Below are 26,932 nucleotides of genomic sequence, written 5' to 3'. Positions count from 1 at the left end.
GAACCGTCCCGGCGGGACAGGTCAGGCACTGACCTGTTCCACCTCCGGGATGGGTTTGAGATTAAAATGAATTTCGATAGAAATGTGTCTTGTTTTATCTTCGTCAATGCGCTCATGCACGACGATTTCTTTGATTAAGCGGTTAAGGGTGGCTGCGTCCAGCTCTGTGATGTTGGCATATTCCTGAATGGCTTCCACCCATTGTTTTGCGTCATTGGCAAGCTGGACTTCATCAGACAGCCGCTTTCTGCCCTCGGACACCTTTGCTTTAAGCTCCGTCTGCTCGGTCTGTGTCTTTTCCAGCATGGTGTTGAAATTCTGCTCACTGATACGCCCTGCAATCATATCCTCATAAAGCCGCATGACCATTTTGTCCAGAACCTCAATCCGTTCCTCGTCCCTTGTGAGGGAGCGTTCCATTGCTTCCCGCTGTTCCCGCTGCTCTGCTTCACAGGTATTGGTCAGGCGGTCGGCAACCGCTTCCCCGTCCATCAGGGCAGCTCTGGCACATTCCCTGATTTTCCGCAGCACATGGCTGCAAAGGGTGTCATAGTCAATCCGGTGCTGGGTGCAGTGGTTCTTTCCAAAGGCATTGTAGGTCTTGCAGGAATAAATTTGCTGGGGATGTTTTGCGTTTGTGTAGCGTATCGTCAGCGACTTCCCACACTCGCCGCATTTTATCAGTCCGGCAAACAGGCTGATTTCATTGGTCTGCCCCGGACGCTGGCGAGATTTCAGCTTGTTCTGCACAATGTCAAAGCTCATGCGGTCAATCAGCGGTTCATGCTGTCCCTCCACCACAATCCAGTCCTCCGGCTTCTTTTCCCCAATCGTGCCGATTTTGAAACGGTAGTCTTTTTTCTGGGAAGCAATCGCCCCGGTGTAGACGGGATTCATCAAAAGGTCTTTGATAACGGAGAAGTCCCACATATACCGTCCTTTTTCTGGGTCTTTCTTTTCCCATTTGGTGCGGGTATTGCGAAGCCCCCGTTCCCGGTTCCACCATGTGGGGCAGGGGATTTTTTCTTCCTCCAGCCGTCTGCGGATATAGTTCGGACCATGACCGTTCAGGGCATATCCGAAAATCAGTCGCACAATCGGGGCGGTTTCCTCGTCAATGAGCAGATGGTTTTTGTCCTCCGGGTCTTTCCGATACCCAAACGGGGCAAGACACCCGGTAAACTGTCCTTTCTGCGCTTTCAGAAGATAAGAGGAATGGACTTTCTTGGAAATATCCTTGCTGTACATCTCGTTCAGGATATTCTTGAACGGGGCAATATCGTTGTTATCCCGCAGGGTGTCGATACCGTCATTCATGGCGATATAGCGGACACCGTTTCTTGGGAAAAAGTCCTCAATCAAATGCCCGGTTTGCAGATAGTTCCGCCCCAGTCGGCTGAGGTCTTTCGTGATGACAAGGTTGATTTGCCTGCGCTCAATGGCTCTCAACATTCTCTGTAAATCAGGACGCTCCATATTAAGACCTGTGAAGCCATCGTCCTGATAGACTGCCACAACCTCCCATCCCTGCTTTTCGCAGTATTTTTCCAGCATATCACGCTGGTTTGCGATACTGGCACTTTCGCCTTGCAGGTCATCGTCCTTTGACAGTCTGCAATAGACCGCTGCACGATAGCCCCCGGCAAGTGCCGAACCGATTGTTCTGTATTCCATTTCGTTCATCATAGCCATTTACCCACACAATCCAGACGGTATCTGGCTCTTTTGAACCTCATCTTCATTATACTTCAAATCTTTCTTTTTAGCAAGATATTCTTTTGAATTTGTCTTTCCATATTTCTGGGAAATCAGGCTGACGAACACATCGGTTGCGTCAAGCTCCCCGTCAAATACAGTGGTCACATGAATCTCTGTTTTGTTTTTTGCCATAGGCAGTTATCCTCCATACATGAAAATAGCCAGACAGAGGGTGTCGGCAACGAAGTCCGGCAACGGGCTTCAAAAGACCTTGCAAACAATCTCAATCTGGCGATGATTACTATTTATACTTTTCTTTTATTTTTCTGTTGTTTTGGTTGTTATAAGGGAGAAAAGCCCGGAAATAAGGGGTTTTCCCCGGCAACCGGCTCGGCAACGGGATAGCAACAGGGGGTGCAACGGGCTGTCATTTTCAGAATGGAAGCTCCATCTGTTCTGTGACCTCCACAAAGCCATCCATTGCTTTTTCAGACGGGTTGCATAAGTCCGTTGCCGGGTTTTCACGCTCCCAGCCCTTTTGTCTGCCGTATTCGGAAAACATTCTTGGATTCGGGAAGTACCGCCAGCGGTCAATGCATTGGTTCATAATCTCGTTGATTTCCCGTATTTCCCATTGCTTCGGCTCGTCAAAGGCATGGTTCAAAGCTTCCTTGTAGAGCTGCTTGGAGCAGACCATGCTCCCGGTGTACCTATCAAGATACGCCTGTATCATTCCGGCTTTGGTGTCCTCCGGCATAAAATCCCGCTGGTGTTCTTTGAGATACCGCTGCATGGCGGGGCTGAAAGCCAGCTTGAACCTGCCGCTTCGGTAAATCTCCATCGCTTCCGCCCACATCTGCTCGATATAGGCTCTGGAAGCAGCTTCGTCCTCCAAAATGTGAACCTCGGCTTGCTCCGGGTACACCATGACGGGGATAAAGCGGCGGTTGCCGGAACGGTCAAGGGGAAGAAAATCAAGGGCATTGGAAGTGCCGCCAAACACGCACTGACGGGGGCGGTCTGCCGGGTGGGTTTCATAGGGTATCTTGTAGACCTCTTTCTGCCGGCTTAAAAATGACTTGATTTCCTCAATGCTCTTGGCGTTGGCGGTTGCCATCATTTCCGACATTTCGATAATCCAGTGACCTTGCAGCTTGCGGTACACATTGTCATCGTCCAACTTCCGCAAATCATCGGAGAACCACTCGTCCCGGACTGCCAGCAGACGGAAGAAGGTGGACTTGCCAGCCCCCTGACCGCCTACCAGACAGAGCATGATTTCAAATTTGCATCCCGGCTGAAAGGCTCGTGAAATTGCACCCAGCAGGAACAGCTTCAACGCTTCATAGGTGTAATCGTCTGCGTCAGCCCCCAGAAAGTGCCGCAGGCAGAAACGGATTCGCTCTGTCCCGTCCCACACAAGGGTATTGAGATAGTCCCGGATGGGATGGTACTTGTTTTCATTCGCCACAATCCCGATGGCGTTATCAATCTTCTTCTCATTGGTAAGCCCGTAGGTTTCTTCCAGATAGAGAAGCAGATACTTCATGTCCGTATCGTTCAGGGCGGTGCTTTCCCTGTGGAAGCCGATGGGCTTTATGATGTCCTTGCGGTCGGTCAGGATGTTGTATGCGATAGCCCCGGAAAGCAGCGGGTCACGCTGGAATACGGTCAGGCAGTTCCGTATGCTCTGACGGACACCGCCTTTCTCGGTAGTTTCCAGCCCCGCCTTGATTTCCTCAATGCTCTGGGGCGGCTGCATGGCGTTCATGGTGTTTTTTAGTTCTTGCTGCGTTTGCGGCGGCAAGCTCTGCCATTCGCTTTTCAAGCTGTATCACATCCTTTCCGTAGTCCGTAATCAAAGCTGCTTTTTCCTCTGTCTCCCCAAAGAGCAGCACATCCAGCAGATATTCCACATGGTCTTGCTTCTGTAAGGCTTCCACAAACCGGGGATGAAAGGCTTCCTCCGGGGAGTGCGGGGCATATTCCTTTCTCCATGCCCGAAGCAGATGGAGATAATCGGCAAGGATACGGAAGCAGCGGCTCTTTGCTTCCTGAAACTGTTCCTCCGGGGATTTCTGCCGGGGCTTGGGCTTTTTTGCCTTTCCCGGCGGCTTCCAGTCCTCATAGGAAAGCCCGAAGTCCTGTGCCAGTTGTACGGCGGCTTCTTTCTTTCCCAGCCCATACAGGGCGGCGGCAAAATCAATCACATCCCCATCCGCACCGCAGCCGAAGCAGTGGTAACGCTGATCCAGCTTCATGCTTGGGGTTTTATCGTGATGGAACGGGCAGCAAGCCATCCCGTTCCGCCCTGCATGGATTCCATAATGCTCCGCAGCCTGTCTTGTTGTGACGGACTGCTTCACAGCTTCAAATACATTCAAATCTATCCCTCCTTAAAAAGAAAAAGCACCTGACATTCTCTGATTGAAAATGGCAAGTGTCTGTTAAAGTTCCATATCCTGTTGTCTGTGTTTCGTCTGCGCCGGGGCGGTTCTTTGTGCTTTTTTCTCGTCCGCCTTATCCTGCAAGACTTCTTTGATAGGCTGTTTCTTGGGCGGCTCTTTACTTTCCTCTGTGCCGGGTGTGGCTTTCCGTACCCAGTAGCGGATGTCCCGCAGCTTCTTCAAATCCTCCTGCACCTCGGTCAGTGGTACTTTCAGCTCTGCGATGTCGCTGAGAAGCGTTTCCTGCTCCTCTTGTAGCTCCTTTTGGGTGCTGTCCTTATCGTCCGGGTGCTTGGCAAGGTAGGCGGCGGCTTTCTCATACCGGGCAACCTCCGGGTGTTCCTGTTTGAATTTCTCCTTTGTTTTCTTAAAAAATATCTTCTGGTACTTCTCATAGACAGGCTTACATTCTTTGCAGTCTGTCCGGCTGGCAAGAATCCCGTCAATCACTTTGCTGCGGGCTTCCTTTGGCTTCATCTGATTGCGGTAATCTGCGGCTGATTTCCCGGAAGATTCCAGAAAGGCTTCCAAGTCCTCCACAGTGGAAAGCCCCTTTTGCCGGAGATAGGACAGAGCTTCGCTGACTGCCTTTAAGTCTTTGGAAGTCCCCCGGTTCTGCCCAGCCCTCGTCCAGTCCTTCCGTTCTACCTTTCGTATCTCCATATATTTCATCAGAAGATTGGGAAGAAGCGTCGCTTCTTCCGCCGCTTTTTGTGCAAGCAGTTCCTTCCGCTTTTCGCCCAGCTCGGTAATCCAGCCTTTGAGGTTTTGGATAAGCTGCCGGATGGACTGCATTAAGCTGTTGGCGGCTCTGATTTCCCGGTTCAGGTTGCCGATATTCGTCTGGATACCACGCTTTTCCATCTGCCGGACAGCAGCCCCCTCATGGACAGTGGGGACAATATCAAGCCCCTGTCTGGCATAGGAACGCAAGTCCACACGCTCCGGACGGTCATTGGCTTCCAGATAGCGGTTCTGGATGACCTCCCATTCATGCCGCCAGATTTCACAATACTTCTGGTCGTTCCAGTCAACTGTATCCTCCTTGTGGCTTTTCCACCTGCCGGATGGCAGCTTTATCCGTTCCCCATTCTCGTCAAGGTCATAAACCTTGCGGCTCTTTGGAAGCCATTTCCCATGCTCGTCCATTGCCCTCATAGTCAGCAGGACATGGGCGTGGGGATTGTGTCCCGGCGGGTGGGGGTCATGGATGGCAAAGTCAACAATCATCCCTTTGGAAACAAACTGCTGCTCACAAAACTCCCGGACAAGGACAGCGTACTGGTCGGGCGGTATCTCTCTGGGGATGGTAAGCACCCACCGCCTTGCAAGCTGGGAATTCCATTGCTTCTCCACCGCTTCGGCGGCGTTCCATAAAGTATTGCGGTCTGCATACGACCGTGGGGCATTTGCCGGAAGCAAGATTTCATTGTGGACGATACCACGCTTTTCCGGGTAGTGCTTCACTTCCTGATCGTATCCACAGAACAGCTTTTCGCCGCTCTGGTAGGCAGCGGCGGCAACCGCAGACTGCTGTTGGCTTCGCTGCACAATCGAGATTTCGTTGTGTGGACAGGGCATTTCGTGTCCCTCCTTTCGGTAATTGGTGGATGGGGTGGCGTTTTACCACCTCATTTGGGGCAGAAAAAAAGCAGGAGACCTTTTCAGATTTCCTGCTCGGTGGTGCCGCCGGTGGGCGGCTGGTATTCAGTTTTGAAAGTTCGGGTCAGGGTGGCCCGATGATGAAATAAAATATCTGCATGAAGATTATTCAACTTCTTTTAGTAATTCTTCAACAGAAATACCGTAAAGTTTTGCAAGTGCAAAAAGATTTGATGTGGAAGGGTCGGATGTTCCATTTTCCCATTTTGAAACAGCCTGCCTGCTAACACCAATCGTTTCAGCAACAAATTCCTGCGTCATTTTGCACTGTGTTCTGTGTACTTTGAGTGCTTCACCCAACGATTTCCTCACTACGGATTTTTCCTGCCGTACATCTTTTGAATGGATATATTTGAGTAATGCACGAACAATAAGGGTAAGCAAACCAACAAAGATACATAAGAAAATTATTCCAACGATTATCATAAATACGGTTACTTTCATTTGACCACCTCCTAATGTTGCTGTTGGCTTCATTTCTCTGTACGGATATATTTAAGCAATGCACGAATAACAAGGATAAGCAAGCCGACAAAGATACATGAGAAAACTATTCCGACTACAATCATAATGATGTTTACTAACATTCATTTGGATGACCTCCTTTCTTTGTTGGCTTTATTCTATCTGAATTACCGTGTTGCTACCACCAACTATCAAGCAATTATCAGTTGCATATCGGTTGCACAATGATAGCGTTCTGTTTTTTGACCTTATTATACTAAATTACCGTAGATAAGGATAGCTCGACTGATAAAACTTGCTGGACGGGAACAGCTTGCAGCGCAAGGTGTTTCCGGGCGGCAAGTCCACAAAAGGGTAGCTGGCGACAGCCAGCGCAGGGGAAGCGTAGCGTCCCCTGTATGATTTGGAGCAGACCATGACTGCGGAAAATCACAGCCCTCCGGCGAGGAGCCTTCGGAGAACGCAATGCACCAACCTTTGGGTGGTGTATAATTGCGCCCTTAGTAAACTAAGGGGTTTCCGGCTTCTCTCGTTCCAGCAGTTTTTTCAATAGTTCCTGTGTGTCCTGTCTGTGAAAAATGAGCTTCAACAACAGCATAACATCATCATCGGTCAGGCGTTCCGGCTCTTGCAAAAAACTTTCCAGCATACCGCCACGAGTGCAGAGCCGGTGCGTCCGTTCCTTTCGGGTAAGCTGCTTTAGCTGGTGCTGCAACGCCTTTTCATCATTGATGGCTTTCCGCAGTTTCTTTTCACTTTTTTCCAGCTCCCGGTTGAGCCTTTCCAGCTTTGAGGTATCAGGCAAGGGCAGCGTCCTCCTCTCCCGGTATCAGCACATAAATCCTGTTTGGTTCTCCAACGCCCTGACGCACCCGCATGATAAGCCCGGCGGTTTCCAGTTCATTCAAAGAACGCTTGACCGTCATGGAGCTGCGGGACAGGACTGCGGCAATGGCTGTGACAGGGAAGCAGACAAAGAGGATTCCGTTTTCGTCCTCCTGCCCATTGGAGAGCATAGCGTCCAACATCCGGCAGTACATGACCTTTGCGGTGCTGCTGACTGGAAATCCTGTCAACGCTCTGGGAAATGGCACACAGGGCGGCAAGGGTGTGTCTATCGTCATAAATTCAAAATTCATTCGGTGTGTTCCTCCTTTTTCTTTGCTCGTTTGGATAAATAACGGGGGCAGTCAACCACAACCGCCCGGAAGCTCTGCCTGCACCCATGCTGGCATTTCCGGCATAATTCGTTGTAAGTGACACGCCCCCGGTCGTTGAGGTAAAAAGAAAGCTCATGCTTCCTCTTTTTGCTCATTCTCGGCATATTGCGCTTCCTCCCGTTTTAGTGTATGGTTTCGGGGCGATTTTTGGAAAAATTACGGTCATAGAGCCGCTTAAAATCTCCCGAAGTATCAGCGATAGGGTAGACTGTCCCCCTATCAGATTGTCGTGTTTCGGTATCATTTCGGTGTCAGTTCGCCAGTTCTCCCCGGTGTCGTTCCTCCCCTGAATCTCACAGCGGCGTATCGCTCCCTTTGGTATGCTCGTTTCGGTCAGGGTTCCTCCACATCCCTGCCAAAAGTCATGGCACTACATCGCCGGGGAAGCATATCCCACACAGGCTGGTCATTCGATTGGAATAATCCATCGATGAACTACCTGTATCATAGAACATTTTTGTGCCCTGTGCCGTATGTCCACAAAGCAGGAATTCGGGGTAAAAATCAGAAATTTCCACGATTGCGGAATGATATGGTATAATCAATTCAACGGTTATAAATGTTGTCAGAAGGGGGAACTGCTTCAATGAACGGAGCTACTACAATACAGGAACGGCTAAAAGATTTACGATTAAACAAAGGATTAAAACTGGAAGAACTGGCTGAGCAAACGGGTATTTCAAAATCGGCTCTTGGCAGTTATGAAAAAGACGACTATAAGGAAATCAATCATGGCAACCTTATCCTGCTGGCAGATTTTTATGGGGTGTCCCTCGATTATCTCTTTTGCCGGACAGAGAACCGGGCGGAGATCAACACGCCATTAAGGGAGCTGCATTTGAGTGATGAGATGGTAGCACTTCTGAAAAGCGGTTGGATTAACAACCGTCTGCTGTGCGAACTTGCCACCCATAAGGACTTTATCAAGTTTCTTGCGGACATTGAGATTTATGTGGATGGGATTGCCACCATGCAGATTCAAAACCTCAACGCCCTTGTCGATACCGTCCGGCATGAAATCATTGAACGGTATCGCCCCGGCGAAGATGACCCCCATTTGAAAGTGTTGCAAGCCGCCCATATCAGTGATGATGAATATTTCAGTCACATGGTACGGGATGACCTCAACCTGATTATCCGGGATATTCGGGAAGCCCATAAAAAGGACAGCGAGAGTGCACCTCAGACCACCGTTGCCGATGAACTGAAAGAAAATCTGGAAGCGGTTGAAAATTTCAAGGGCAGCCGTGATGAAAAGCTGGTTGTCCTTTACTGTAAGCAGCTTGGTATCAACTATAAAAATCTGTCAGATGAAGAATTTCGCTGGCTGATTCGGATTCTCAAAAAATCAAAGAAAATGGGAACGCCTATCAGCCAGAGGAAAAAACGATAAAGAAAAACCGCTGTTGCATGGTTTGTTGGCTTCCATGTAGCAGCGGTTTTTGCTGGGATTATTCAGTTGAATTTTTAGCACGACAAACTGGAATTTGTCAAAGAGGATTATTCCAATATTCCACAGTATTTCTATTTACATCATAAAAAGTAATATTACCCGCATTTATAGGCAAGACAATCGCAAAAGGTTTATTGCGGTCAATATCAACCACTTGAATTGTGTTGCCATCATCTATTTCAAGTTGTTGCACCTGCTGTTGATTCATAGAAATAAATGCTCGTTCATTATATCCCTCTACAGTAAACTCCACAATTCCTCTTTGAATCCCCGAAAGAGTTCCACCTCCACGGAAAAAATATCCGAAGGAAAGTCCTGGACGATTGACATAGACGGAAAAAGAATGGTCACTCAAATCCTGAGGGTAAGAAATATATGCAGCCATCGTGCTGGAAACGCTTCCATCGACCGTCCAATCATCCTTAATCTTCTGCGACGAACGAATATCTGCCTCCAGCTTAGATGAAGTCACGCCGATCTCATTGTTCGTATAAAGAAAACAAACAAATAAAATACAAGCAAGAACAACCCCTATCACAATTTTAAGAAATATTTTTTTCACGCTATCAAAACTCCTTGTCAACTTTCGATTTGTCATAATCATTCTACCATACCGTTATGAATAAATCATCTCTTGCAAAATAATTTCTTCTGCCCGGTTGTGAATGTTATTGCAACGCTGCACCCATTCCATTTGATGGGTACGCTTCAATTCCTCGGTCACACCATCGGCAGCCTTCATCTGCTCCATGATGGTGTCTAACCGTTCCTGTGCCTGTTCGTTCAGGCCTGCAAGATATGTCCATAGCTCTCCGGTCAATATCAATGTGTTCAATCTGGCTGGGTGGACTTCTCTTAAATATTCCCGGTGTAGCCGTCCATACTTTCCAATGGGGCGGTGTTCTTCCGGTAGCTTCAAATCCGGGATGTAGTAATCCCCAACAAGGATATAATCAATTCCGTTTTCTGTTATTCTTGGTTTCAATTCGCTCATGTTCCTTACCTCCTGTGGAAGCAGGCTCGTCTGGTACTAACTCAATCACATCGGTAATCTCACAATTCAGCGTTTCGCAGATACGGGCTAATGTGTCCATACTGATGTGCTTTCCTTCTTTGCTCATGTTGGCAATCATATTCGTTGTCATACCGGCGGCAAGCCTTAAATCTTCTTTTCTCATATCACGCTCTAACAGTGTATGCCAGAGTGGTTTATAGCTGATGTGCATATTGTTTTCCTGCCTTTCTATCCATACCACCGGGGTGGCTGCCCCGGCAGGAACTTTTCTCTTATTATAGCACCAATCTTGTGAAATCACAATTTAATCTTGTAGCCTGTCGCTGATACCGTCTGGATTGGTTTTTCCTTTCTTTTTGTTCCCTTTAATTAGCCATGAACTGCTTAATGCCCTGGCTTTTTGCCGCAGGGTTGTCCGACCCGTAACCTTCCAGAAGGTTGATGACGCCCCACACCGCCAGACCGGCGCCAAGAGCCATGACCAGAATTTTGAGAATGTCGATTGCCTGATTGAAAAATTCCATATACGTTCCTCCATTTTGTTTGTTTGATGGTTTTGGGTACAAAAAAAGCCGCCCACATCGGCGGCGCTTCGGGTCATCATGGCCCGAAGTTACACAAACTCGTCGCTGTCCAGATCATCGAAATTCAACAGGTCAGCTTCTTCGTCCGTGTCGGAGCCGTCCACTTTGTACACCGTGTATTCGTCCTCCGGCTTTAGTCTCAATGGCCGGTGGCGGAACAGGCTTTCCAAGCGGAAGGCGTTTTTCTTTTTATCAAATTCGGCTGTGTACTTGTAATTCGGGTGCTTTTTCAAGTCATACTTCGGGGACAGGAAGGGCGGGAGCCCCCGAAGCTGCAAGATACATTTATCCCCGGGCATGGTGGTGATCTCGCTGGTGGTCATCAGTTCCCGGCCAAGCCGCTGCATATTTTGGCTGTAACTTTCAGACTGTCCCCGGCTTCGGCCCTCGGTCTGCATAGAGATGGTGGCCTTGCCCAGCCAGTTTTCCGAAATATCCTTTAGGGTGGAAGCCTCCCGGCCTCCGAGGAACACGATACTGTCCATGTTTCCCATGATGGTTTCGGAATGGTCTTTGTACAATGCCTTGCACTGGCTCATAGCCTGATAAAAGAGCGTCAGGCTGATCTCCCGGGAACGAATGACGGCCACAATCTTTTCCAGCCCCGGCACCTGCCCGGTGTTGGCAGCCTCGTCCCATAGCACCCGCACATGGTAGGGCAGACGCCCGCCATAGGTGTTATCAGCCCGTTCACACAGAAGGTTGAACATCTGCGAGAAAGCAAGGGCAACCAAAAAGTTGTAGGTGGTGTCCGTGTCGCTGATAAGGAAGAACAGCGCCGATTTTTCGTCCCCCAGCTTATCAAGCTCCAGCTCGTCATAAGACATGATCTCCCGAAGCTGGGGAATATCAAAGGGAGCCAGTCTTGCACCGCAGGAAATCAAAATGCTTTTGGCTGTCTTGCCGCTGGCGAGCTTGTATTTCTTATACTGCCTCACGGCGAAGTGCTGGGGGCTGCGGCGTTCCAGCCCGTCAAACATATAGTCCACCGCATTTTTGAAGGTTTCGTCATCCTCCCGGACTTCCATGCTGTTTATCATTTCCACCAGCGTATTCATGTTGCGTTCTTCTTCCGGCCCCTCAAAGACGATGTAGGCCACAAGGGCGCAGTACAAGAGGGTTTCGGCTTTGGTCCAGAACTCGTCGCCCTCCTTGCCGTCGCCTTTGGTGTTGGCAATCAAGGCGGTAACGAATTTCAAAACATCGCTTTCCGTCTTGATGTCGGGTAAGAGACTGGTATTGCTGCCAGCCCCTCCCCTAAGAACCGTACGTGACAGTTTCCCGTCATACGGCTCAAGCCTATCGTAAGGCCTCGTGTAAAACGAAACCCGGCTCAAATCAAGTAGTTTGGCTCATGCAGATTTCGATGACACCAGGGATGTACCATAATAGCGGGCCATTTCCTGTTGTTTTCGGTGTTAAAATGCGTCTTGAATCCTGTTTCGGATGTAATTCTTTCTCCGCATACAGGGCAGCACCGTTTCTGGTTGTTCCAGATTTTAACGAGTTTTTCCCGTCCTTTGGTACTGTTCAGCATTCTTTCTCCGTCACGTTCCTCATAATATCCCGTCCATTTTTCATCGAATGGGTTAGCTTCGGCGGCGATTTTCCTGAATCGGATGATTTTAGTATTTGCCGCGTATTCCAGCTTGAGGTATTTTTCATCGAAATCTTTACTGCGGAAAGCAGGCTCTGTTGCAAACGTCCACGTTCGGTTATCAATATGGTGCCAGTATTTGTTGGCAATCCATTTCCTACCTTTTCGCTTGTGTCTGCGGCAAGCCCACCTCCATAGGCACTCGAAAATCCTGTGGTCAACCAATCCAAAAATATCCGCAGAAACTACATAGCGATGGTAGTTGACCCAACCACGAATGACAGGATTTAACTTGCGAATGAGCAAGTCCTGTGTGGCTGTTTTGTTCTCCCTAACGATAGTCCGCACTTTTTTGAGGAAGGATTTTATCGCATTCTTTGACGGCTTAATGAGCAATTTTCCGTTGTATTTCCGAACGTTCTGCCCAAGAAAATCAAAACCGTCGCTGATATGTGTGATTACCGTTTTTTCCTCGGAGAGTTGCAGGCCGCGTTCCGCCAGAAAGTCCTTGATGAGCGGCATAACCTCGTTACGTAGAGTTTCCGGGCTTTTTCCGGTAACGATAAAGTCGTCGGCATATCGCACGAAGTTAATCTGGTCGTAAACAGTTTTACCTGCCACCGTCCGTCTCATAGGGAATCTTTCTTTTAGAATCCGCTCCAGACCGTCTAAGGTCATGTTCATCAAGACTGGCGATATTGTGCCGCCCTGTGGGGTTCCTTCCTCTGTTGGAAAGAGCTTTTTGGTTTCCACAAAACCGCATTTCAGCCATTTCCCGAGCATTTTCTTATCCATTGGAATGTTTGCCAACAGCCAGTTATGGCTGATGTGGTCGAAGCACCCTTTAATATCTCCTTCCAAAATCCATTGTGGAGAACCGGCTCTGCATAAATCGTTGAAGCATTGCCCGATAGCGTCGTGTGTGCTTCTTCCAATTCTAAAACCGTAGGAGTTCGGGTCTGCTAGAGTTTCTGCCAATGGTTCCAATGCAAACTTATATAATGTCTGCATGGCGCGGTCTGTCATCGTCGGAATACTCAGCGGGCGTAATTTTCCGTTTTTCTTCGGGATGTACACCCGTCTGAGAGGTTGGGGCTTATAGCCCCGGCGTTTGAGTTTTTCAATCGCCTCGAATTTGCCCTTTGGCGTTTTCCATAATTCATGGTCTACACCAGCAGTGTTTTTGCCTTTATTACTTGTCACACGCTTTACCGCCAATGCCTTGGCATAGAAAGAGTGCGTCAACAGCCATTGCAGGGTTTTCACCTTGTTGTAATGACCGTCTTTTTGAGCCTTTACGATACGCATTTGCAGCTTTTTAACATAGGCCTCCGCCTTCTTCCAATCAATGGATTCCCAGCTTTGTGCCCTGTCAGCAGGCGCACACAGTTTCCTGTTCATTTGCAATTCCTCCTCTCAAAAGTTCTGTAAATTCTCTCGTAAAGATAGACCTGCTGGAAGTCAGCCCGCTTTCGCGTGGAATACTGTTTCAATCCCTATCCGTTCTCATTACAAGGTCGGCATTCGCTTTTTCCAGCGTTCCTTACCCGCGTTTCTATCGGCTTTCCTTGCGGTCAGCTTTCCGAATATACGGAGAGAGCGTGGGCTTACCACGTTTCACGTAATCAACCGTGTAGGTTAGGTGCCGCCTATCCGCCGGCAGTCTTGTTTGTCCATGTGTTCCCAGCTTACAGGAGAACATCCGACTGCACACCTTTTTGGTTCAGGCTTATCAGCAACTTTAGCCTGGTTCCCGCTAACGACGTTTAACAGCGATTTACTTACATTCACCATACTACACAAGCCAAGCTCCCCAGCCGGACGTTGCTTCCAGCTTTTCGCCTCTGCCTCGCGGTTTCGGCTTGACCCTTTCGGGAGGGCTACCTTTTCTCGTCATGCTGCCTCACGGCCGTTGCCAGCCGCTTCGGTGACGATAGGCTACTGCTAATGGAATAACAGGTTCGGTCGGCGCCGAACAGTTTAATTACGCGACCTCGTGTCGCGCATAGGCCAGCGGATTGTAGTGCATGGATTTTGAAAAGTCGATACTGTTGAACACCCGCACCCTGTATTTCTCCCGTTGCAGAAACCGCCCGCACTGGTCGAGGGTGCCGCCCTTCGGGTCTACCACCACATACGAGGAATGGGCTTGAAGGAGCTGCGGGGTCAGCCAGAACCTTGTCTTTCCCGAGCCGGACGAGCCGATGACACAGGCGTTTAGGTTCCGGGCATTGGCGGGTATCTTCGGACGGGTGTTCATGGTAAGGAACTCCGTCCCGGTCAGAATGACATTGTTCTGAAATTTTGGGTCAACAAACGGCTTTATATCCTCCTTTGTTCCAAAGCGGGCGGTGCCGTATTCCGCATCCCGCCGGAATTTTTTCGCCTGCCTGATCTTTGACTGTATCAGCAGATACACCCCAGCCGCACCGGCAAGGCCCACCAGCAGGTCAATACCTCCCAGCCCCGGCCAGTAGGTTTCAAAGGCTTTGGGGAAGGTATCGAGCATCCCCATGAGCTTTGTCCCGAAGTCTGTGCCGGGGGCGATCCGGTAGGCCGTCCCGATTTTGGAGAAGAACCAGAACACAAAGAGGTACGGCAGGTTTGGGAGTACATATTTTCTGATTTTGTCACTCAACGTCCGTCCTTCACCGCCTCTCTGGTTCGCTGCTTTTCCTTTGCCTGTGTCCTGATCTGCTCCGTGAATTTCCGAAGCTGGCCGAGGATGGAAGCCTTGTCCTGCTCTTTATTCAGCACCTTTGCGCTGTACTTCTGGAAGGCCGCCGTGATAGCGTCCGCCTGATTGGCTTTGAAAAACAGCAGGTAATGACCGGGGCTCACTTTATGGAAAGCGTAGTCCACATGGAACTCCTTCGCGATCCGGTCAAAATCCTTTGGAGCTCCCACATAGGGCATGGCACTTTTGCCGCCATAGTGGTTCATCAGCTTTTTCACGCTCTGGCGTCCCTGCGGGGTCAGCGCCTTCCGGTGGTGCTTTTGCAGCGCCCGAACCACCTTGCCAAGAGCGGCAGCCAGCACTTTTCCTGTGAGCTTCGTTGTCCTGATCGAAAGGGCAACCGTTTTTTGGTTTACTTCTTCCTGCATAAAACCTCCTTTCCGTCGGGGTTCCCGCTATCCGGGAGGCCCCCGTACAGTCTCGGGGAACAGAAAACCTCGGGCCAATGTGGCCCGAGGCTTACCGCTCGGCATCCCTGCCGGACGGAGCTTTCTTTTCCGGCTCCGTCTGGACTTTTTCGCCCTGTTCCCGCATGGTTTGCAAGATAGAGGGCTTCTTTTGAAGCTGGGAGGGCTTTTCGCCGGACAGCGGCTTGATACATTCCAAGCGGTCAGCCGCCCGGATGGCGTTGTCCGTGAGCTGCCTCTGCCATGCGCCCACGCTGGGAGCCCAGCGGAAACCGTTGCTTTTCAGCTCGGCCCGGGTGTCCGCGTCAGGCTTTCCGTCAAAGAACACCTGCAAGCGGTTGTCCTCCCGGTTCATTTCCACACGGCCCCCATCGAACTCCCAGCCGGAAAATTCCTGCTGTGCCTGTTTGGAAAGCTGTTCGATACGGGCCTTTACCCGGCGGATTTCCGCATTGTTGTTGGTAAGCTGGTAGCTTTCAAAGGGCCTCGGATCGCTCCGCCAGCTTGACGCCATGCTTGCTTTCAGCTTTTCGATCTGATCCGGTGACAGCAGCGCACAGCCGTCCAGCTTGCCATGCTTGCGGTAATAGGCGTTGACCTCCTTCATAATGAGCTGGGAGCGTTCCAGCCCGTCCAGCTTCTTCTGGAGCTTTTCAATCGCTGCCGGGTCATCGGCGCTGATCCCGCCCATGCCGGTACTGCGTATCTTATCCAGCAGCCCTTGAATATACCGCCATTCCTCCATGTTGCTGTCCCGGGCCCGGTTCTGTTTTTCCTTCTTTCCCACCGGGAAATTGGCAGGTCCGGCGATCATCACAGAGGGAACCCTTGCGTCAATGGCAAAGCCCTGGTTCATGTTTTCGGCCAGCTTGCGGGCGTAGGTGTCTAACAGATGGTCAATCTTCTCATGGTACATGGGGGCCACCCGGGATTTCTGCCGTTCCGCTATGGCGGCGGCCTTGTCCACCATTGCCCGGTATTCCGCCGTTGCGCTCCCTTCCTTGTAGTCGGAAAAGCTGTTCATTTCCTTTGCCCGGCGGGCGGCTCCTTCATTGATAGGGTAATAGTTGATGGTATGCACCTCCTTCATGCTTCGGGCCATGCTGGCCCGAAGTCTTACCGTTCTTCATGGGAAGGCCCCGCCTTGTCCTTTTTCGGAGCGGGCGGGGCTTCTTGAAACCGTTTGAGTGCAGCGAGAATGGAGTGGACAGGCTCGGCCTTTTCAGGATAGGCAAATATCCGGTGTTCCGGCGGAATGTCCTGCGGCCCGTGGTAATACTCCTTGAAGCCCTCCGGGACTGCCGACACGTACCCACCGGGAGCGAATACGCCGCCCTCGTTGATACGCACATCCCGCCCGTATGCCTCATAATCGAAGTAGTTCTGAATGTGCTCCGGTATGTCGATGGTCCCAAGCTCGTCGGCGTAAAGACGGCCCAGCCCTTCATCATCAGAAATATCCGGGTAAAAGCGGTACAGGTCAAGGTTCTGGGTCAGGTTTATCAAATCCTTCACGCTCCGTGTGTGGTTTCCCAAGACAAGAGCGGCTTCAAAGGTTTCCAGTCCGCCCTTATCCCGTACTTCCAGCAGGGCGTGGCCCAGCTCGTTCAGCTCGTCGATGTTCTCACATTCGTAGAGATGATCGTAGAGCCCCAGCACATCACTGTCAAAGCTGGTAAAGAACACTTCGCTGTACCGTTTCCCGTCTATCCCGATTTTGGCAAGGGCGGCCTGCAACTCCTGTGTCGTCATGGGGAAATGTACCGTTGTCCCTACCTCGATCCCCATCAAGGGGTACAGGGCTGTATTGGTTATATAGGCTTCAAACATGGGCTCATTCCTCCTTTCCGGCCCGGTCAGCCAGCACCTCATAAATCCCGGCCATAATGTAATCGGCGCAAGGGAGGGCAATCGCGTTTCCCAGCGCCTTGTAGCGTTGCAGAGGCCGGATCTCCACGCCGTCCGCCCCGTACTTTGTCCAGCCCTCCGGCAGCCCCATCAGCCGTTCGCTTTCCGTTTCCGTCAGAAAACGGATACAGCCGCCCTCCGGGTCGCCCTCATACCAGAAGGCAAAGGGCGTTACATCACTGGCTAAAAGAGTGGGAAAAGGGTCAGTTGGTAATCCGAAGCTGTTTCGGAAGGCCGTTTCTTCCTGCCTTTTTGCCGCTCCCCGCATACGGAAGCACTGAAAGGGGTGGATGACTGGTATCTGCCGCCCTGTTTCAAAAGAAGCTGTTCGATCTCCTTCGGCGGCGGCCCGCCCGCCCTCTCCGCAAGGCGGAGGAAGTGGGAGCATTGGACGGGGCTTAAATAGTATGTCTGCGGCACGTCTGCCTCCAAAATCCGCCACGACGAAAATCCGCTGCCTTCGTGCCAGCCTTCGGGAGCCTGCCCAATACTGGGCGTCCATGAGCCGCCAGCACACATCAGGCGTTCCCCCTCGCACCATTCCGGCGTTTCCCCATCTTCCCGAAGGAGGCATTGGAACTTCGGTGTCCGAGAAGGCGGATAGGACGGCTCTAAAGTCCATCCGGTCATTTGTAGAAAACGCTCCCATGACGTTTTCCCAAACAGCGATAGCTGGATATAGGTTATCAGTAGCATCCCTCATTTCCTGTATGATACGAAACGCCTGATAGAACAGGCTTGATTTTGCCCCGGCAAGGCCGGAGCGGTTGCCGATCAGAGAAAGGTTCTGACAGGGGGAACCGAAGGTAATTATATGGACAGGTGGGATTTTCCCGCCGTCCACCTTCGTAATATCCCCCAAATGCACCATGTCGGGAAAGTGCCTTTTGGTTATGGAGATGGGCGCTTTTTCAATCTCACTGGCCCATACCGGACGGATACCGCACCGGGAAGCAGCCAGAGGGAACACGCCGATCCCGTCGAAAAGGCTTCCCAGCTTAATGTCCGGCATGGCCCGGGGTGCCGTGTCCCTTCACGGCAAGCACCCCTTCCAGTGTGGTCGCCGCAATGCCCAGCCGCCCGGCAACCGCAATATCGTTTTTTACATCCTCATCCACAGCGCTGCCGCAGACGATCAGGGTGTGGGAGCGCCGCAGCATATCCCGGCGCATATCAATCCCGGCCTTGTGTTCCTCGGGAACGCTGTCATTCAAAAACAGCGGCAGATACAAGAGCGGGCAGATCGGGGAAAAGCCCGCCTCATAAGCAAGACGGCAGTAGTGGGCCGCCAGCTCCATATCAACATCCGGCTCGCCGCTCCATGCGGCGGTCAGGTACGCTAAAGGTCGTTTCATTGGTTGAGCCTCCATTTCTGTTTAGGTTTAGGGAAAAGCAAGAGTTCGCCCAACCCCTCCGCCCCTTCCCCCGGGAAGGGGAACGGCTCTGGAGAATTTATATCCCCGTCGCTTGACCGGGAAAAAGCATAACCGGGAGAAATCCGTCAAGGGTGCCTCCGGCACCGCCTGCGGCGGCGCTGCCCTTGACTGATTTTCCCGGCTATGCTACGGAATAACTGGCGACGGGGAATCATTTATATCTCCAGAGCTTCGGGGCGCGGGGCAGAACCCCGCAATCCTCGGGCCATGCTGACCCGAAGTTTGGGCTTACTTTTCCTGTTCGTTTTTCTTCTCCGGCTTTTCGTGTTCCTTCTGCTGTCCCTTCCAGTCGTCCAGCAACTTGATGATCTGGTCCTTCATTTCCCTCGGCGTAGTTTCCTTGCCGAAATATTTGCTCAGTTCCGCACCTGTCAAAATCACTTTGTCTACCTCCTTTTTGTCCTCCATCATAATGCCGTCGATCACATCCCCGTTGAGCAGCTTCTTTTCGTCCAGCTCACGCATACGCTTTGCCTGCGCCTGCGAAGGAGAGGACTGCTGGCTGTCAATGGCGACGGCGATATAGTTCTGGTTCTTCTTGCCGATATAGGAAAGCTCCACCGCCGTAGTAAAGCCCAGCTTTTTTTCATCCATCAGCTTCATCAGGTCGGGAACCAGTTCATTGAGCCGGATATACCGCTGCACCTGCTTGACCGCCATCTTATTGCGCTCGGCCACAATCTCGTTGGAGCGTTTGCCTGCGTCCTTCGGGTCAATCTGGCCCGAAGTGCGGGAGCCCTGGTGCTTGATGGCCTCAAGCTGCATTTTCAAGGCTTTGGCCCGCTCACTGGGGAGGATTTCTTCACGCTGGTTGAGATTGTCCTCGACCATCTGCGTGATGGCTTCATCGTCTGTCAGGTTTCGGACGATACAGGGCATATCCGCATACCCGGCAAGCTCGCTGGCTTTCTGGCGGCGGTGGCCGGACACGATCTCATAGCCGCCATCCTCACGGGGACGAACAATAGCGGGCTGGGTCACGCCCTTGTCCTTAACGCTGGACACCATAGCCCGCATTTCTTCATCATCCCGGACTTCAAAGGGATGGTTCTTGAAGGCGTAGAGCTCGTTCAGCTTGATATAGACGATCTGCTCCTTGCCCCGGCGTGGTGCATCCTTCGGCTTTTCGGGTTCCTTCGGAGTGGGAGCAGTCTGCACCGTTGGAGCCGTTTTTTTCTCCGGTTCCTTTTTGACCGCCTTTTCCGGTTTCTGTGCGGGAGCTTTGGGCTTCGGGGCTGCGTCCTTGTCCTTATCTGCCTTCGGGGGACGGCCCCGGCGCTTCGGCTGTTCCGGCTCTTTGGGTTTTTCCTCCGCTTTCTTCGGAGCCTCCGGCTGCTTTTCCGGTTTTTCCGTTTTTGCCGGGACAGGCTTTTCCCCGCTGGGAGCTGCCGCCCGTTCCTCGACTTTCTTTTCCTTCATAATTTCAGCGAAGTTATAGACGGAAACCTGCGGGTTCTTTACCTCCGGTTCCGTCTTTTTTTCCGGCTCCGGAGAAACGGAAACCTTCTCCGGCTCTTTTGGGGGAGCGGGAGGCGTTTCCTTGCCCGGCCCGCTATCCGTTACCGGCTGTTCCGGCGTTTTTGTGGTTTTATCATCTGCCATAAGCATTTACCTCCTGTTTTTTGGCATGAAAAAAGAGGCTCAACTTTTCAGTCAAGCCCCCGTGGGAAGTTCCTCCTTTCTCCGCCATGATACAAAAATACCGCCCGTAGTCTCGTTTGGGCGGTACTTTGTGTAAGATTGGCAGTCCATTATTAAGTTTTTTATTATGTTCCCTTTGTACACCGTTGCAAAACTTAATTGATAATAAAATTTTGTTGTATAACTCTGATAATACTATTTCTCCAATTCATGATATTGATTATAGGGATTTAGAGAACATCTTCGAAAACTCACCTTTTAGACCTATGTTTTCACAATATGCATATGAGTTTTTAAATGGAAAAAAGACTATTTTGGAAAAACAAAAATTACTCTGTAAACTTGCTCGTAATGCAGAAATTGTAGGTTGGGAACATCTCAATTTTCGTTATGGAAAAATGTTAGCACGAAACAAACAATATTATGATGCACAAAAGGTTTTTTCTTGTTTAAGTGCTTCGTTTAATAAATTAAATATTATGAATGTAATTTTTATTGCAATAAACTCTTATCGAACAGGAGAGTATAACCTTGCAATAGAAGAATTTAATACCATAGATTGGAATGAGTTACAATATAATAAAGTTAAATTTTATTATCTTTTTTATATTGGAAAAAGTTATAATAATATAGGAAGAACTAAACAAGCAGCAGAAACATTGGAAGAGGCACTAAAATATGTTGAAACAAATAGTCGTGAATACGTGCAAACTCTGAATGTATTGCATATGTACTATTTTGAGATAAATGATACAGTAGACAAATCAAAAAAATATTTTAATATAATAAAGAATGAGTATCGAGAAATGTTTCCAGATATTTGGGCAAATACTATGAGAGGTTGTCACAATTTTTTGAAATTTGATGATGCCATAAATGTATTGTGTGAAGCAGAAAGACTATTAAATGATGAGTTAGAAATTGCATATATAAAGACAACAAAAGGATTTCTTTATGCAAAAAATGATCAACTGTCTGATGCAAAGGAAATTTTTTATGAATCTTCCAGAACCATAAAAAAGCTTCGGCTTCATGAGTATTCATACGCTGCGAATAATTATGCAATCTGTTGCATGTTAGAGCAGAATTACCAAGAAGCAATAGAAGTACTTCAGGAGGCACTTCTATGGAATCGAACTGAGTATGGCAATATTGTATTACAAAATCATTTAATGGTGTGTACACTCTATTTGCATCAAGAGCAAGAAACAGAAAGATACTATAGTTTTTTAAAAAATTACGTGGAAAAATATTCTCAAATTGATACTATAATGAAAAGAAAATTATATATTAATCTTGCCATTGTAAGCAATGAACTTAATTTAGAAATTGATAAAAATAGTTATTTGAAACAATGTGAATCCTTAGTCAAGGGCACTTCTAGTGAATGGCGTTACTATTACTTATTGAATAATAACTCGAATAATAATCCGATACCACGCCCCAAGGAACAATGTTCAAATACATTGTACTTCGAACCTTGGTTTTTAGTGTACGCGCATGATTAATTCATGTTAATCGATCAAGAACAGTAGTTAAATAATATTGAACCATTTTAGAAAATAGAATATTGTTTTTTTGTGCAATAAATCCAATTTCACTTGTGCTACTGAAACGTGGTGCGGAGTTTATTTCAATAAAATCAAATTCTTGTTTTGAAACATTCACACGATAATCAATACGGCATATATCATGAACACCTAATGTTTGGGCTATTAAAATTGATTGCCTTTTAATAGCCTCAACTAAATTAGTTGGAATATATTCATCATCTATAAACAAAGTTCTAAGTTTATTTTGTTTTTCGTTAATACCATAAATTGCATAAGAAGATTCATCAAATAATTTAGCGGTAACAATGCTATTTATATAATATGAAGCATTATTTCCAATCAAATAATTTGTTACATCAATACCTTCAACATATTCTTCTATGATAATTTCTTGAAAGTCCATGAGCAATTTGTTACATTTTTTGATTACTTCATCAATTGTATGGCAAACACAGTCATTCGAAATACCCAAAGATGAGCCTTCACAATTTGGTTTTACAAATAAAGGATATTTCCATTTTCTTAATTGAGCACAATTAAGTGGAAAATCATGATTTACAATACAAGATTTAGGCATTCTGATTCCTAAGTTTAGTAATGCTTTTTTACAAAAGTGCTTATTATTCATTAATGCAGATGGGAACACACCTGAACCACTATATGGAACATTTAATATCTCTAATAATGCAGGAGCCTGTATACGGCTATAATCCTCATCCATTCCATCTGAAAAATTTAAAAAAATACTATCATCAAAGCTTTGATTTGTATCAATTGCGTGAATCAATTCAGGAATACCTCCGAAATAATCACAATTGTATCCCAAGGATTTGATTGCATCCATTATTTCCGTTATATTTTTTTGGCTCGGATGATCATTATACATTTTATTTGTATTAGCTCGGGAATAATCAACAAAATTTTCGCGATAATCACATATAATCAAAAATTTCATAAAAAACCTTTCGTAATTAGTTTGTTAAAAAAGAAAATAGTACGTAACATGAAAGATAATCATCTATTATCCATCAATTACAATCCACCAACTTAGTGATGGATTGTATAATAATTAAAAATGAAAATCTTTTCTAGGATGTTTGTTTATTAGAATATCTTTTTGCTTTGAGACTGCTACATGAGTATAGATTTGAGTGATATTAATTGAACTATGCCCAAGCATTTCTTGAATATACCGAATATCAACATCAGCTTCTAGAAGGCTTGTGGCGAAAGTGTGTCTGAACATATGAGGTGTTATATGTAAATCAATAGATGAGAGAGAGGCATATTTATTTATCATTCGACGAACAGACTGATCTGATAATGGTTTTCCGGATTGACTGGAAAAAAAGTGATTACACTGTACGATTTCATTGTAGAAGTCGTTTTTATATTCTTTCAAAATATTAAGTACGGAACTATTTCCAATTTGCAGAATTCTTTCTTTGCTTCCTTTTCCGTATATTAAGATGACACCATCAATTAGGTTTACATCACTGATTTTAAGATTACATAGTTCTGAGATTCGTATTCCTGTGGAGAATAGCAGCTCAACAATAGCAGCATCGCGTAAGGCATTTCTTTTTTGATAATTAGTTTTGGCGGCAGAACGTTGTTTATATATAGTAAATAAGAATTTTTCCACTATATAGAGAGGGATTGTTTTGGGGAGGATTACCGGTTCTCGAAAATGAATTTGTATTTTATTAAATGGATTTTGCAGTATTATGTTTTTGTATTCTAAATAATGAAAAAAAGCTTTAATTGATGCAATTTTCCGCCTGACAGATTTCGGCTTGTATTTTAGATGCATTTTTTCTATATATTTTTCTAAATCATAGGATGCAATCTTACAAGGGTCTGATATTGATATTTCATTATAAAATTGAATAAGATCAATTCTGTAGGCTTTTATAGTCTTTTCATCAAGCCTTTTTTGAGCCAGACAGTATTCTAAATAGCTGCTTATGTGTGTTTGTAAGTTATTCATAGTAGAATCTCCTTTTGATAATTTGATATTAGTGATTATTATACTATTATAATTATATTGACATAAAGAATGTTTACTTTTATTAAAAAAGCGGTACTATAGACTTATGATGTATGTGAGTACATTGTATGAGAAAATATTCAAAAAATATGAGGGTACAAATATGGATAAACAATTTATTGAAGAGGCATATAGAAAGCTGAAAGGTAGTGTATATTTAGATAAAACAGTTCCTTTTTTAAGAATGAGGATTGTGGAGTTTGAAAGAGGAGATATAGATAAAAAGATAGAAAACATATATGCAGCTCTTAATGATGAAATAAAATGGAAAGTATTTAAGAAAAATATATTAGAAACAATAAATGTTTTGACATTTCCAAAGGAGATAAAAACTAAGAGTGACAATGTGATAGAGGATGAACCGATTGTAATTTCAAATATAAGCGGAACAGATGTGACAATAGAAAAATATAACAATTTTATAGATATGTGTGTAGAAGGACATATAATAGGAATTCTTTGGATATTAACAATTGGGTATGGAATGGATAAAGCGTTGGATAAAAACTGCTATGGAAATCGTCTGAATGAAAAGCTGATTTTTAATGATCAAACAACTACAGCATCTCCTAATTTGTTTAAACCATATTTTAACCAATATGAGAGTTGGCGAAATCAAGGATTGAAAAAGGCTGATGATGTTGTGAATAATAATAGTAATAATGATGAAGATAATAATAAAAGTGTTATATTAACTATGCTTGATTTATCTAGATATTATTACAATATTGAAATTACAGAAAAGATTTTTGAAAAAATGACAAATACTTTTTATGACAACAAAGATGATAGCTTAAATCGATTAAACTATTGCGTTTATGATATAATGAAAAAATATTCAGAATTATGTGGTTGTGATAAGGAATATATGTTGCCGATAGGTTTTCTTCCTTCTTCTATAATTTCAAATTATTATTTAAAAGATATTGATGAGAAGATGTCAAAATCTAAAGGGGGAGTATATTATGGGCGTTATGTAGATGATATGATACTTGTAACGCAAATAGAAAATTGGGATGATTTAAAAGAAAGAATTTTAAATGAAGGGAATCAATGTGTTTGTAACTATATGATTAAGTTATTGGAAGAATCGAAGATTCTGGAAAATGATAATGATGAGTATTCATTAAGTGGGTTTTCTAAGCTGAAATTTCAGAAGAGTAAATTTCGATTCTTTTATATTGATAAGGATGGGTATAGTACTATAATTGAAAAAATACAAGATGATATCTGCAAGAATTCAAGTGAGTTTAATTATATACCGGAAACTGCAATAGAAGAACTGGATACTGATATTTTAAAGTTTGAAAGAGAAGATACGGTGAATAAAATAAGAGCAATTAACAAAAGTACTATTGATAAGTATACATTATCTAAAACCGTAGGAAAGAACATAATGATGTCAAAATTTGCAGAGGATGATACAGCAGAAAAGTTCGCAAAAAGTCTTGAACAGGTGTTAAATCATAAGGAGATATTAAGTAACTATACATTATGGGAGAGCATTCTTAATTATTATGTTATTAATAATTATGTGGAGGGGATTATTTATCTATCTAGAGCTATAAGTTCAGCTATTAAGCATATGGATGAAGAAAAAAATAAAAGTGGTGAGTATATATATTTAAAAAGTCTGCAAATTGAGAATGTAGGAAACTCTTTAATTTATTACTATCTTGCTTGTTTGACAAGAGCTACAGCAATATCATGGGGAGAAGAGATCAAGAAAGCACTTCAGGAAAGTATTAAGGTAATTAAAAGCCTTGAAAAATACGAAAAGTTTAATAATTTATATAATTGGATGAATATTGAAAATTTACGGAAAGCATATTGTAATTCACGAATGATAAACAAAAGTTTACTGCCGGTCAGCATAGAGGATTGTATGTCAGCATTCCAACGAAATGATATGAAAAATAATGGAGGATTTTTTTCTTTAGACAATTATCTAAACTCTGTCTTAAAGTGCAGATTTAGTAAGCAAAATCAGAAATATGCACCATATATCAAAAGTCCTTTTGAAATATTGTATAGTGATTTGATAAATCAGATTAGAGCTGGTAAAGGAGAATTGCGTTCTGATCAAGAGAGTGTACAAATACTATGTAAAAAGTATGCTGAGAATTTTGGTAAGATGGATGAAGAATATATTAAAGAATATATTGAGGCTGATTTTTACGATGGAGGCAAATATATAGTAAAAATTAAAAGTGATAAAAAATATAAAGATTCAAAAGTGAAAATTGCGGTTGCTAATGTGAGAATGTCAGATGAAGATATTTTAAATATACTTAATGGTAAAAACAGGGATATATCTAAAAGATGTCAGGAAATAGGAAGAATTCTTAACGAAGCTATACGATATAAAGCAGATATATTGGTATTTCCTGAGGCATATATTCCGTTAGAATATTTAAAAATACTTCAATCTAAAGCTGCTAAGCATAATATGGTAATAATAGGTGGCATTGAACATATAACACATAACAAGTTGGTATACAATTTGACTGCTACTATCTTACCGATTAAAAGTAATAGCATGTCGTATGCGGTTCCGTTTTTTCATCAAAAATTATATTTTTCACCACAAGAATTAAAGGAGGTACAAAAACGTGGCTATAAACCGGCAAAGGGACAAAAGCATACACTGTTTAGTTGGGGAGATATGTATTTTGTGACATATTGTTGCTATGAACTGACGTCTATAAGCTTAAGGCATGAATTTCAAGGGCTGGCAGATATAGTTTTTGGGGTAGAATGGAATAAGGATACATATTACTTTGGCAATATTATGGAGGCACTAAGCAGGGATATATATTGTTATTGTGTGCAATCCAATATGTCAGAATATGGTGATAGCAGGATCATACAGCCAACAAAGAAAGATTTAATGAATATTTTAAAAGTAAAAGGTGGAATTAATGCCTCTGTATTAATTGGAGAAATAGACATAGAGGAGTTGCGCAAACATCAAAATAATAATACCCCTAATAATGGTGTGTATAAGCCATTACCTGCGGGATGGGATTTATCGAAAACAAATTTGAAGAATAAATAAG

Annotated in this window: 26 protein-coding genes and 2 pseudogenes; 4 read left to right on the top strand and 24 right to left on the bottom strand. The window is 45.8% G+C overall.

Annotation, left to right across the window (positions count from 1 at the left end):
- Window positions 1–21 precede the first annotated feature (21 nt).
- Window positions 22–1,692: a recombinase family protein gene (locus EUBREC_RS12160; protein ID WP_012741681.1), complete on the bottom strand. Its 1,671-nt coding sequence runs from the start codon at window positions 1,690–1,692 to the stop codon at window positions 22–24.
- On the bottom strand, window positions 1,693–1,890 hold the full coding sequence (locus EUBREC_RS12155; RefSeq protein WP_006873181.1) for a hypothetical protein: 198 nt from the start codon (window positions 1,888–1,890) through the stop codon (window positions 1,693–1,695). It lies immediately after the preceding gene.
- Between EUBREC_RS12155 and EUBREC_RS17070 the strand changes: the two genes are divergently transcribed.
- A complete protein-coding gene (locus EUBREC_RS17070; protein ID WP_004612762.1) occupies window positions 1,864–2,103 on the top strand; it encodes a hypothetical protein in 240 nt (79 codons plus the stop codon). The genes EUBREC_RS12155 and EUBREC_RS17070 overlap by 27 nt on opposite strands.
- A gap of 28 nt (window positions 2,104–2,131) precedes the next feature.
- Here EUBREC_RS17070 and EUBREC_RS12150 read toward each other — a convergent pair whose 3' ends face one another.
- The 7 genes from EUBREC_RS12150 to EUBREC_RS17065 all read right to left on the bottom strand — a co-directional run bounded on the left by EUBREC_RS12150 (window position 2,132) and on the right by EUBREC_RS17065 (window position 7,596).
- Complete coding sequence (locus EUBREC_RS12150) at window positions 2,132–3,469, bottom strand: virulence-associated E family protein (protein ID WP_041253900.1); 1,338 nt, start codon at window positions 3,467–3,469, stop codon at window positions 2,132–2,134.
- The gene (locus tag EUBREC_RS12145) at window positions 3,438–4,082 is read right to left on the bottom strand and encodes a CHC2 zinc finger domain-containing protein (protein ID WP_012741683.1); all 645 of its coding nucleotides are present in this window, start codon (window positions 4,080–4,082) and stop codon (window positions 3,438–3,440) included. The genes EUBREC_RS12150 and EUBREC_RS12145 overlap by 32 nt, the downstream gene beginning before the upstream one ends.
- A 63-nt stretch (window positions 4,083–4,145) precedes the next feature.
- A complete protein-coding gene (gene mobQ, locus EUBREC_RS12140; RefSeq protein WP_012741684.1) occupies window positions 4,146–5,726 on the bottom strand; it encodes a MobQ family relaxase in 1,581 nt (526 codons plus the stop codon).
- A gap of 186 nt (window positions 5,727–5,912) precedes the next feature.
- A complete protein-coding gene (locus EUBREC_RS12135; protein WP_003509323.1) occupies window positions 5,913–6,251 on the bottom strand; it encodes a helix-turn-helix domain-containing protein in 339 nt (112 codons plus the stop codon).
- 529 nt (window positions 6,252–6,780) lie between these two features.
- Window positions 6,781–7,077, bottom strand: coding sequence for a DUF3847 domain-containing protein (locus EUBREC_RS12130; RefSeq protein ID WP_012741687.1), 297 nt, complete (start codon window positions 7,075–7,077; stop codon window positions 6,781–6,783).
- Window positions 7,070–7,411 carry a DeoR family transcriptional regulator gene (locus EUBREC_RS12125; protein WP_012741688.1) on the bottom strand — a complete coding sequence of 114 codons (342 nt, stop codon included), beginning with the start codon at window positions 7,409–7,411 and terminating at the stop codon, window positions 7,070–7,072. The genes EUBREC_RS12130 and EUBREC_RS12125 overlap by 8 nt, the downstream gene beginning before the upstream one ends.
- Window positions 7,408–7,596, bottom strand: coding sequence for a hypothetical protein (locus EUBREC_RS17065; RefSeq protein ID WP_002592123.1), 189 nt, complete (start codon window positions 7,594–7,596; stop codon window positions 7,408–7,410). The genes EUBREC_RS12125 and EUBREC_RS17065 overlap by 4 nt, the downstream gene beginning before the upstream one ends.
- A 482-nt stretch (window positions 7,597–8,078) precedes the next feature.
- Here EUBREC_RS17065 and EUBREC_RS12120 point away from each other — a divergent pair, with 482 nt between their 5' ends.
- Complete coding sequence (locus EUBREC_RS12120) at window positions 8,079–8,885, top strand: helix-turn-helix transcriptional regulator (protein ID WP_041253903.1); 807 nt, start codon at window positions 8,079–8,081, stop codon at window positions 8,883–8,885.
- Between the two features lie 97 nt (window positions 8,886–8,982).
- Here EUBREC_RS12120 and EUBREC_RS12115 read toward each other — a convergent pair whose 3' ends face one another.
- The 13 genes and pseudogenes from EUBREC_RS12115 to EUBREC_RS12055 form a co-directional block, all read right to left on the bottom strand.
- Entirely contained in the window at window positions 8,983–9,507 is a 525-nt protein-coding gene (locus EUBREC_RS12115; RefSeq protein ID WP_040647981.1) for a hypothetical protein, read from the bottom strand.
- A 54-nt stretch (window positions 9,508–9,561) separates the two neighbouring features.
- Entirely contained in the window at window positions 9,562–9,939 is a 378-nt protein-coding gene (locus EUBREC_RS12110) for a TnpV protein (protein ID WP_012741693.1), read from the bottom strand.
- Window positions 9,899–10,171, bottom strand: coding sequence for a helix-turn-helix domain-containing protein (locus tag EUBREC_RS12105; protein WP_002592127.1), 273 nt, complete (start codon window positions 10,169–10,171; stop codon window positions 9,899–9,901). The genes EUBREC_RS12110 and EUBREC_RS12105 overlap by 41 nt, the downstream gene beginning before the upstream one ends.
- Window positions 10,172–10,325: 154 nt before the next feature.
- On the bottom strand, window positions 10,326–10,484 hold the full coding sequence (locus tag EUBREC_RS17060; RefSeq protein ID WP_003500126.1) for a Maff2 family mobile element protein: 159 nt from the start codon (window positions 10,482–10,484) through the stop codon (window positions 10,326–10,328).
- Window positions 10,485–10,573: 89 nt separating this feature from the next.
- Window positions 10,574–11,764, bottom strand: a pseudogene (locus EUBREC_RS12095) (VirD4-like conjugal transfer protein, CD1115 family); the annotation flags it as partial.
- A 113-nt stretch (window positions 11,765–11,877) separates the two neighbouring features.
- A complete protein-coding gene (ltrA, locus tag EUBREC_RS12090; RefSeq protein WP_012741696.1) occupies window positions 11,878–13,542 on the bottom strand; it encodes a group II intron reverse transcriptase/maturase in 1,665 nt (554 codons plus the stop codon).
- Between the two features lie 592 nt (window positions 13,543–14,134).
- Window positions 14,135–14,779 (bottom strand): annotated as a pseudogene (locus EUBREC_RS12085) (type IV secretory system conjugative DNA transfer family protein); the annotation flags it as partial.
- Complete coding sequence (locus EUBREC_RS12080; protein WP_012741698.1) at window positions 14,776–15,246, bottom strand: PcfB family protein; 471 nt, start codon at window positions 15,244–15,246, stop codon at window positions 14,776–14,778. The gene EUBREC_RS12080 and the pseudogene EUBREC_RS12085, both read right to left, overlap by 4 nt.
- A 91-nt stretch (window positions 15,247–15,337) precedes the next feature.
- Window positions 15,338–16,387 carry a hypothetical protein gene (locus EUBREC_RS12075; RefSeq protein ID WP_012741699.1) on the bottom strand — a complete coding sequence of 350 codons (1,050 nt, stop codon included), beginning with the start codon at window positions 16,385–16,387 and terminating at the stop codon, window positions 15,338–15,340.
- A 14-nt stretch (window positions 16,388–16,401) separates the two neighbouring features.
- Window positions 16,402–17,115 (bottom strand): antirestriction protein ArdA, encoded by a 714-nt coding sequence (locus tag EUBREC_RS12070; RefSeq protein ID WP_005927704.1) that lies wholly within the window; start codon window positions 17,113–17,115, stop codon window positions 16,402–16,404.
- 4 nt (window positions 17,116–17,119) lie between these two features.
- Entirely contained in the window at window positions 17,120–18,205 is a 1,086-nt protein-coding gene (locus tag EUBREC_RS12065) for a DNA cytosine methyltransferase (protein ID WP_012741700.1), read from the bottom strand.
- A complete protein-coding gene (locus tag EUBREC_RS12060) occupies window positions 18,192–18,548 on the bottom strand; it encodes a DUF7768 domain-containing protein (protein WP_003500157.1) in 357 nt (118 codons plus the stop codon). Before EUBREC_RS12060 ends, EUBREC_RS12065 begins: the two co-directional genes overlap by 14 nt.
- Window positions 18,549–18,857: 309 nt before the next feature.
- Window positions 18,858–20,231: a ParB/RepB/Spo0J family partition protein gene (locus EUBREC_RS12055; RefSeq protein WP_306542055.1), complete on the bottom strand. Its 1,374-nt coding sequence runs from the start codon at window positions 20,229–20,231 to the stop codon at window positions 18,858–18,860.
- Between the two features lie 128 nt (window positions 20,232–20,359).
- Between EUBREC_RS12055 and EUBREC_RS12050 the strand changes: the two genes are divergently transcribed.
- Complete coding sequence (locus EUBREC_RS12050) at window positions 20,360–21,778, top strand: tetratricopeptide repeat protein (protein ID WP_148207811.1); 1,419 nt, start codon at window positions 20,360–20,362, stop codon at window positions 21,776–21,778.
- A 1-nt stretch (window position 21,779) separates the two neighbouring features.
- Here EUBREC_RS12050 and EUBREC_RS12045 read toward each other — a convergent pair whose 3' ends face one another.
- Both EUBREC_RS12045 and EUBREC_RS12040 read right to left on the bottom strand, forming a co-directional pair.
- Window positions 21,780–22,778, bottom strand: a complete 999-nt coding sequence (locus tag EUBREC_RS12045; RefSeq protein WP_012743494.1) for a D-alanine--D-alanine ligase family protein — start codon at window positions 22,776–22,778, stop codon at window positions 21,780–21,782.
- A gap of 114 nt (window positions 22,779–22,892) precedes the next feature.
- A complete protein-coding gene (locus tag EUBREC_RS12040) occupies window positions 22,893–23,813 on the bottom strand; it encodes a tyrosine-type recombinase/integrase (protein ID WP_012743493.1) in 921 nt (306 codons plus the stop codon).
- Between the two features lie 163 nt (window positions 23,814–23,976).
- Here EUBREC_RS12040 and EUBREC_RS12035 point away from each other — a divergent pair, with 163 nt between their 5' ends.
- Window positions 23,977–26,931, top strand: a complete 2,955-nt coding sequence (locus EUBREC_RS12035; RefSeq protein ID WP_041254189.1) for a nitrilase-related carbon-nitrogen hydrolase — start codon at window positions 23,977–23,979, stop codon at window positions 26,929–26,931.
- Window position 26,932: the final 1 nt, after the last annotated feature.

The sequence above is a fragment of the Agathobacter rectalis ATCC 33656 genome, assembly GCF_000020605.1.
Classification (GTDB): Bacteria; Bacillota; Clostridia; order Lachnospirales; family Lachnospiraceae; genus Roseburia; species Roseburia rectalis.
This window is presented reverse-complemented; position numbering and strand designations above follow the sequence as displayed.

Excerpts from the sequence above, each read along its gene's own strand:
- EUBREC_RS12160 (WP_012741681.1), bottom strand. The coding sequence starts at position 1,692 with ATGGCTATGATGAACGAAATGGAATACAGAACAATCGGTTCGGCACTT.
- EUBREC_RS17070 (WP_004612762.1), top strand. The coding sequence starts at position 1,864 with ATGAATCTCTGTTTTGTTTTTTGCCATAGGCAGTTATCCTCCATACAT.
- EUBREC_RS12155 (WP_006873181.1), bottom strand. The coding sequence starts at position 1,890 with ATGGCAAAAAACAAAACAGAGATTCATGTGACCACTGTATTTGACGGG.
- EUBREC_RS12150 (WP_041253900.1), bottom strand. The coding sequence starts at position 3,469 with ATGAACGCCATGCAGCCGCCCCAGAGCATTGAGGAAATCAAGGCGGGG.
- mobQ (WP_012741684.1), bottom strand. The coding sequence starts at position 5,726 with ATGCCCTGTCCACACAACGAAATCTCGATTGTGCAGCGAAGCCAACAG.
- EUBREC_RS12135 (WP_003509323.1), bottom strand. The coding sequence starts at position 6,251 with ATGAAAGTAACCGTATTTATGATAATCGTTGGAATAATTTTCTTATGT.
- EUBREC_RS12125 (WP_012741688.1), bottom strand. The coding sequence starts at position 7,411 with ATGAATTTTGAATTTATGACGATAGACACACCCTTGCCGCCCTGTGTG.
- EUBREC_RS17065 (WP_002592123.1), bottom strand. The coding sequence starts at position 7,596 with ATGCCGAGAATGAGCAAAAAGAGGAAGCATGAGCTTTCTTTTTACCTC.
- EUBREC_RS12120 (WP_041253903.1), top strand. The coding sequence starts at position 8,079 with ATGAACGGAGCTACTACAATACAGGAACGGCTAAAAGATTTACGATTA.
- EUBREC_RS12110 (WP_012741693.1), bottom strand. The coding sequence starts at position 9,939 with ATGAGCGAATTGAAACCAAGAATAACAGAAAACGGAATTGATTATATC.
- EUBREC_RS12105 (WP_002592127.1), bottom strand. The coding sequence starts at position 10,171 with ATGCACATCAGCTATAAACCACTCTGGCATACACTGTTAGAGCGTGAT.
- EUBREC_RS17060 (WP_003500126.1), bottom strand. The coding sequence starts at position 10,484 with ATGGAATTTTTCAATCAGGCAATCGACATTCTCAAAATTCTGGTCATG.
- ltrA (WP_012741696.1), bottom strand. The coding sequence starts at position 13,542 with ATGAACAGGAAACTGTGTGCGCCTGCTGACAGGGCACAAAGCTGGGAA.
- EUBREC_RS12080 (WP_012741698.1), bottom strand. The coding sequence starts at position 15,246 with ATGCAGGAAGAAGTAAACCAAAAAACGGTTGCCCTTTCGATCAGGACA.
- EUBREC_RS12075 (WP_012741699.1), bottom strand. The coding sequence starts at position 16,387 with ATGGCCCGAAGCATGAAGGAGGTGCATACCATCAACTATTACCCTATC.
- EUBREC_RS12070 (WP_005927704.1), bottom strand. The coding sequence starts at position 17,115 with ATGTTTGAAGCCTATATAACCAATACAGCCCTGTACCCCTTGATGGGG.
- EUBREC_RS12065 (WP_012741700.1), bottom strand. The coding sequence starts at position 18,205 with ATGCCGGACATTAAGCTGGGAAGCCTTTTCGACGGGATCGGCGTGTTC.
- EUBREC_RS12060 (WP_003500157.1), bottom strand. The coding sequence starts at position 18,548 with ATGAAACGACCTTTAGCGTACCTGACCGCCGCATGGAGCGGCGAGCCG.
- EUBREC_RS12055 (WP_306542055.1), bottom strand. The coding sequence starts at position 20,231 with ATGGCAGATGATAAAACCACAAAAACGCCGGAACAGCCGGTAACGGAT.
- EUBREC_RS12045 (WP_012743494.1), bottom strand. The coding sequence starts at position 22,778 with ATGAAATTTTTGATTATATGTGATTATCGCGAAAATTTTGTTGATTAT.
- EUBREC_RS12040 (WP_012743493.1), bottom strand. The coding sequence starts at position 23,813 with ATGAATAACTTACAAACACACATAAGCAGCTATTTAGAATACTGTCTG.
- EUBREC_RS12035 (WP_041254189.1), top strand. The coding sequence starts at position 23,977 with ATGGATAAACAATTTATTGAAGAGGCATATAGAAAGCTGAAAGGTAGT.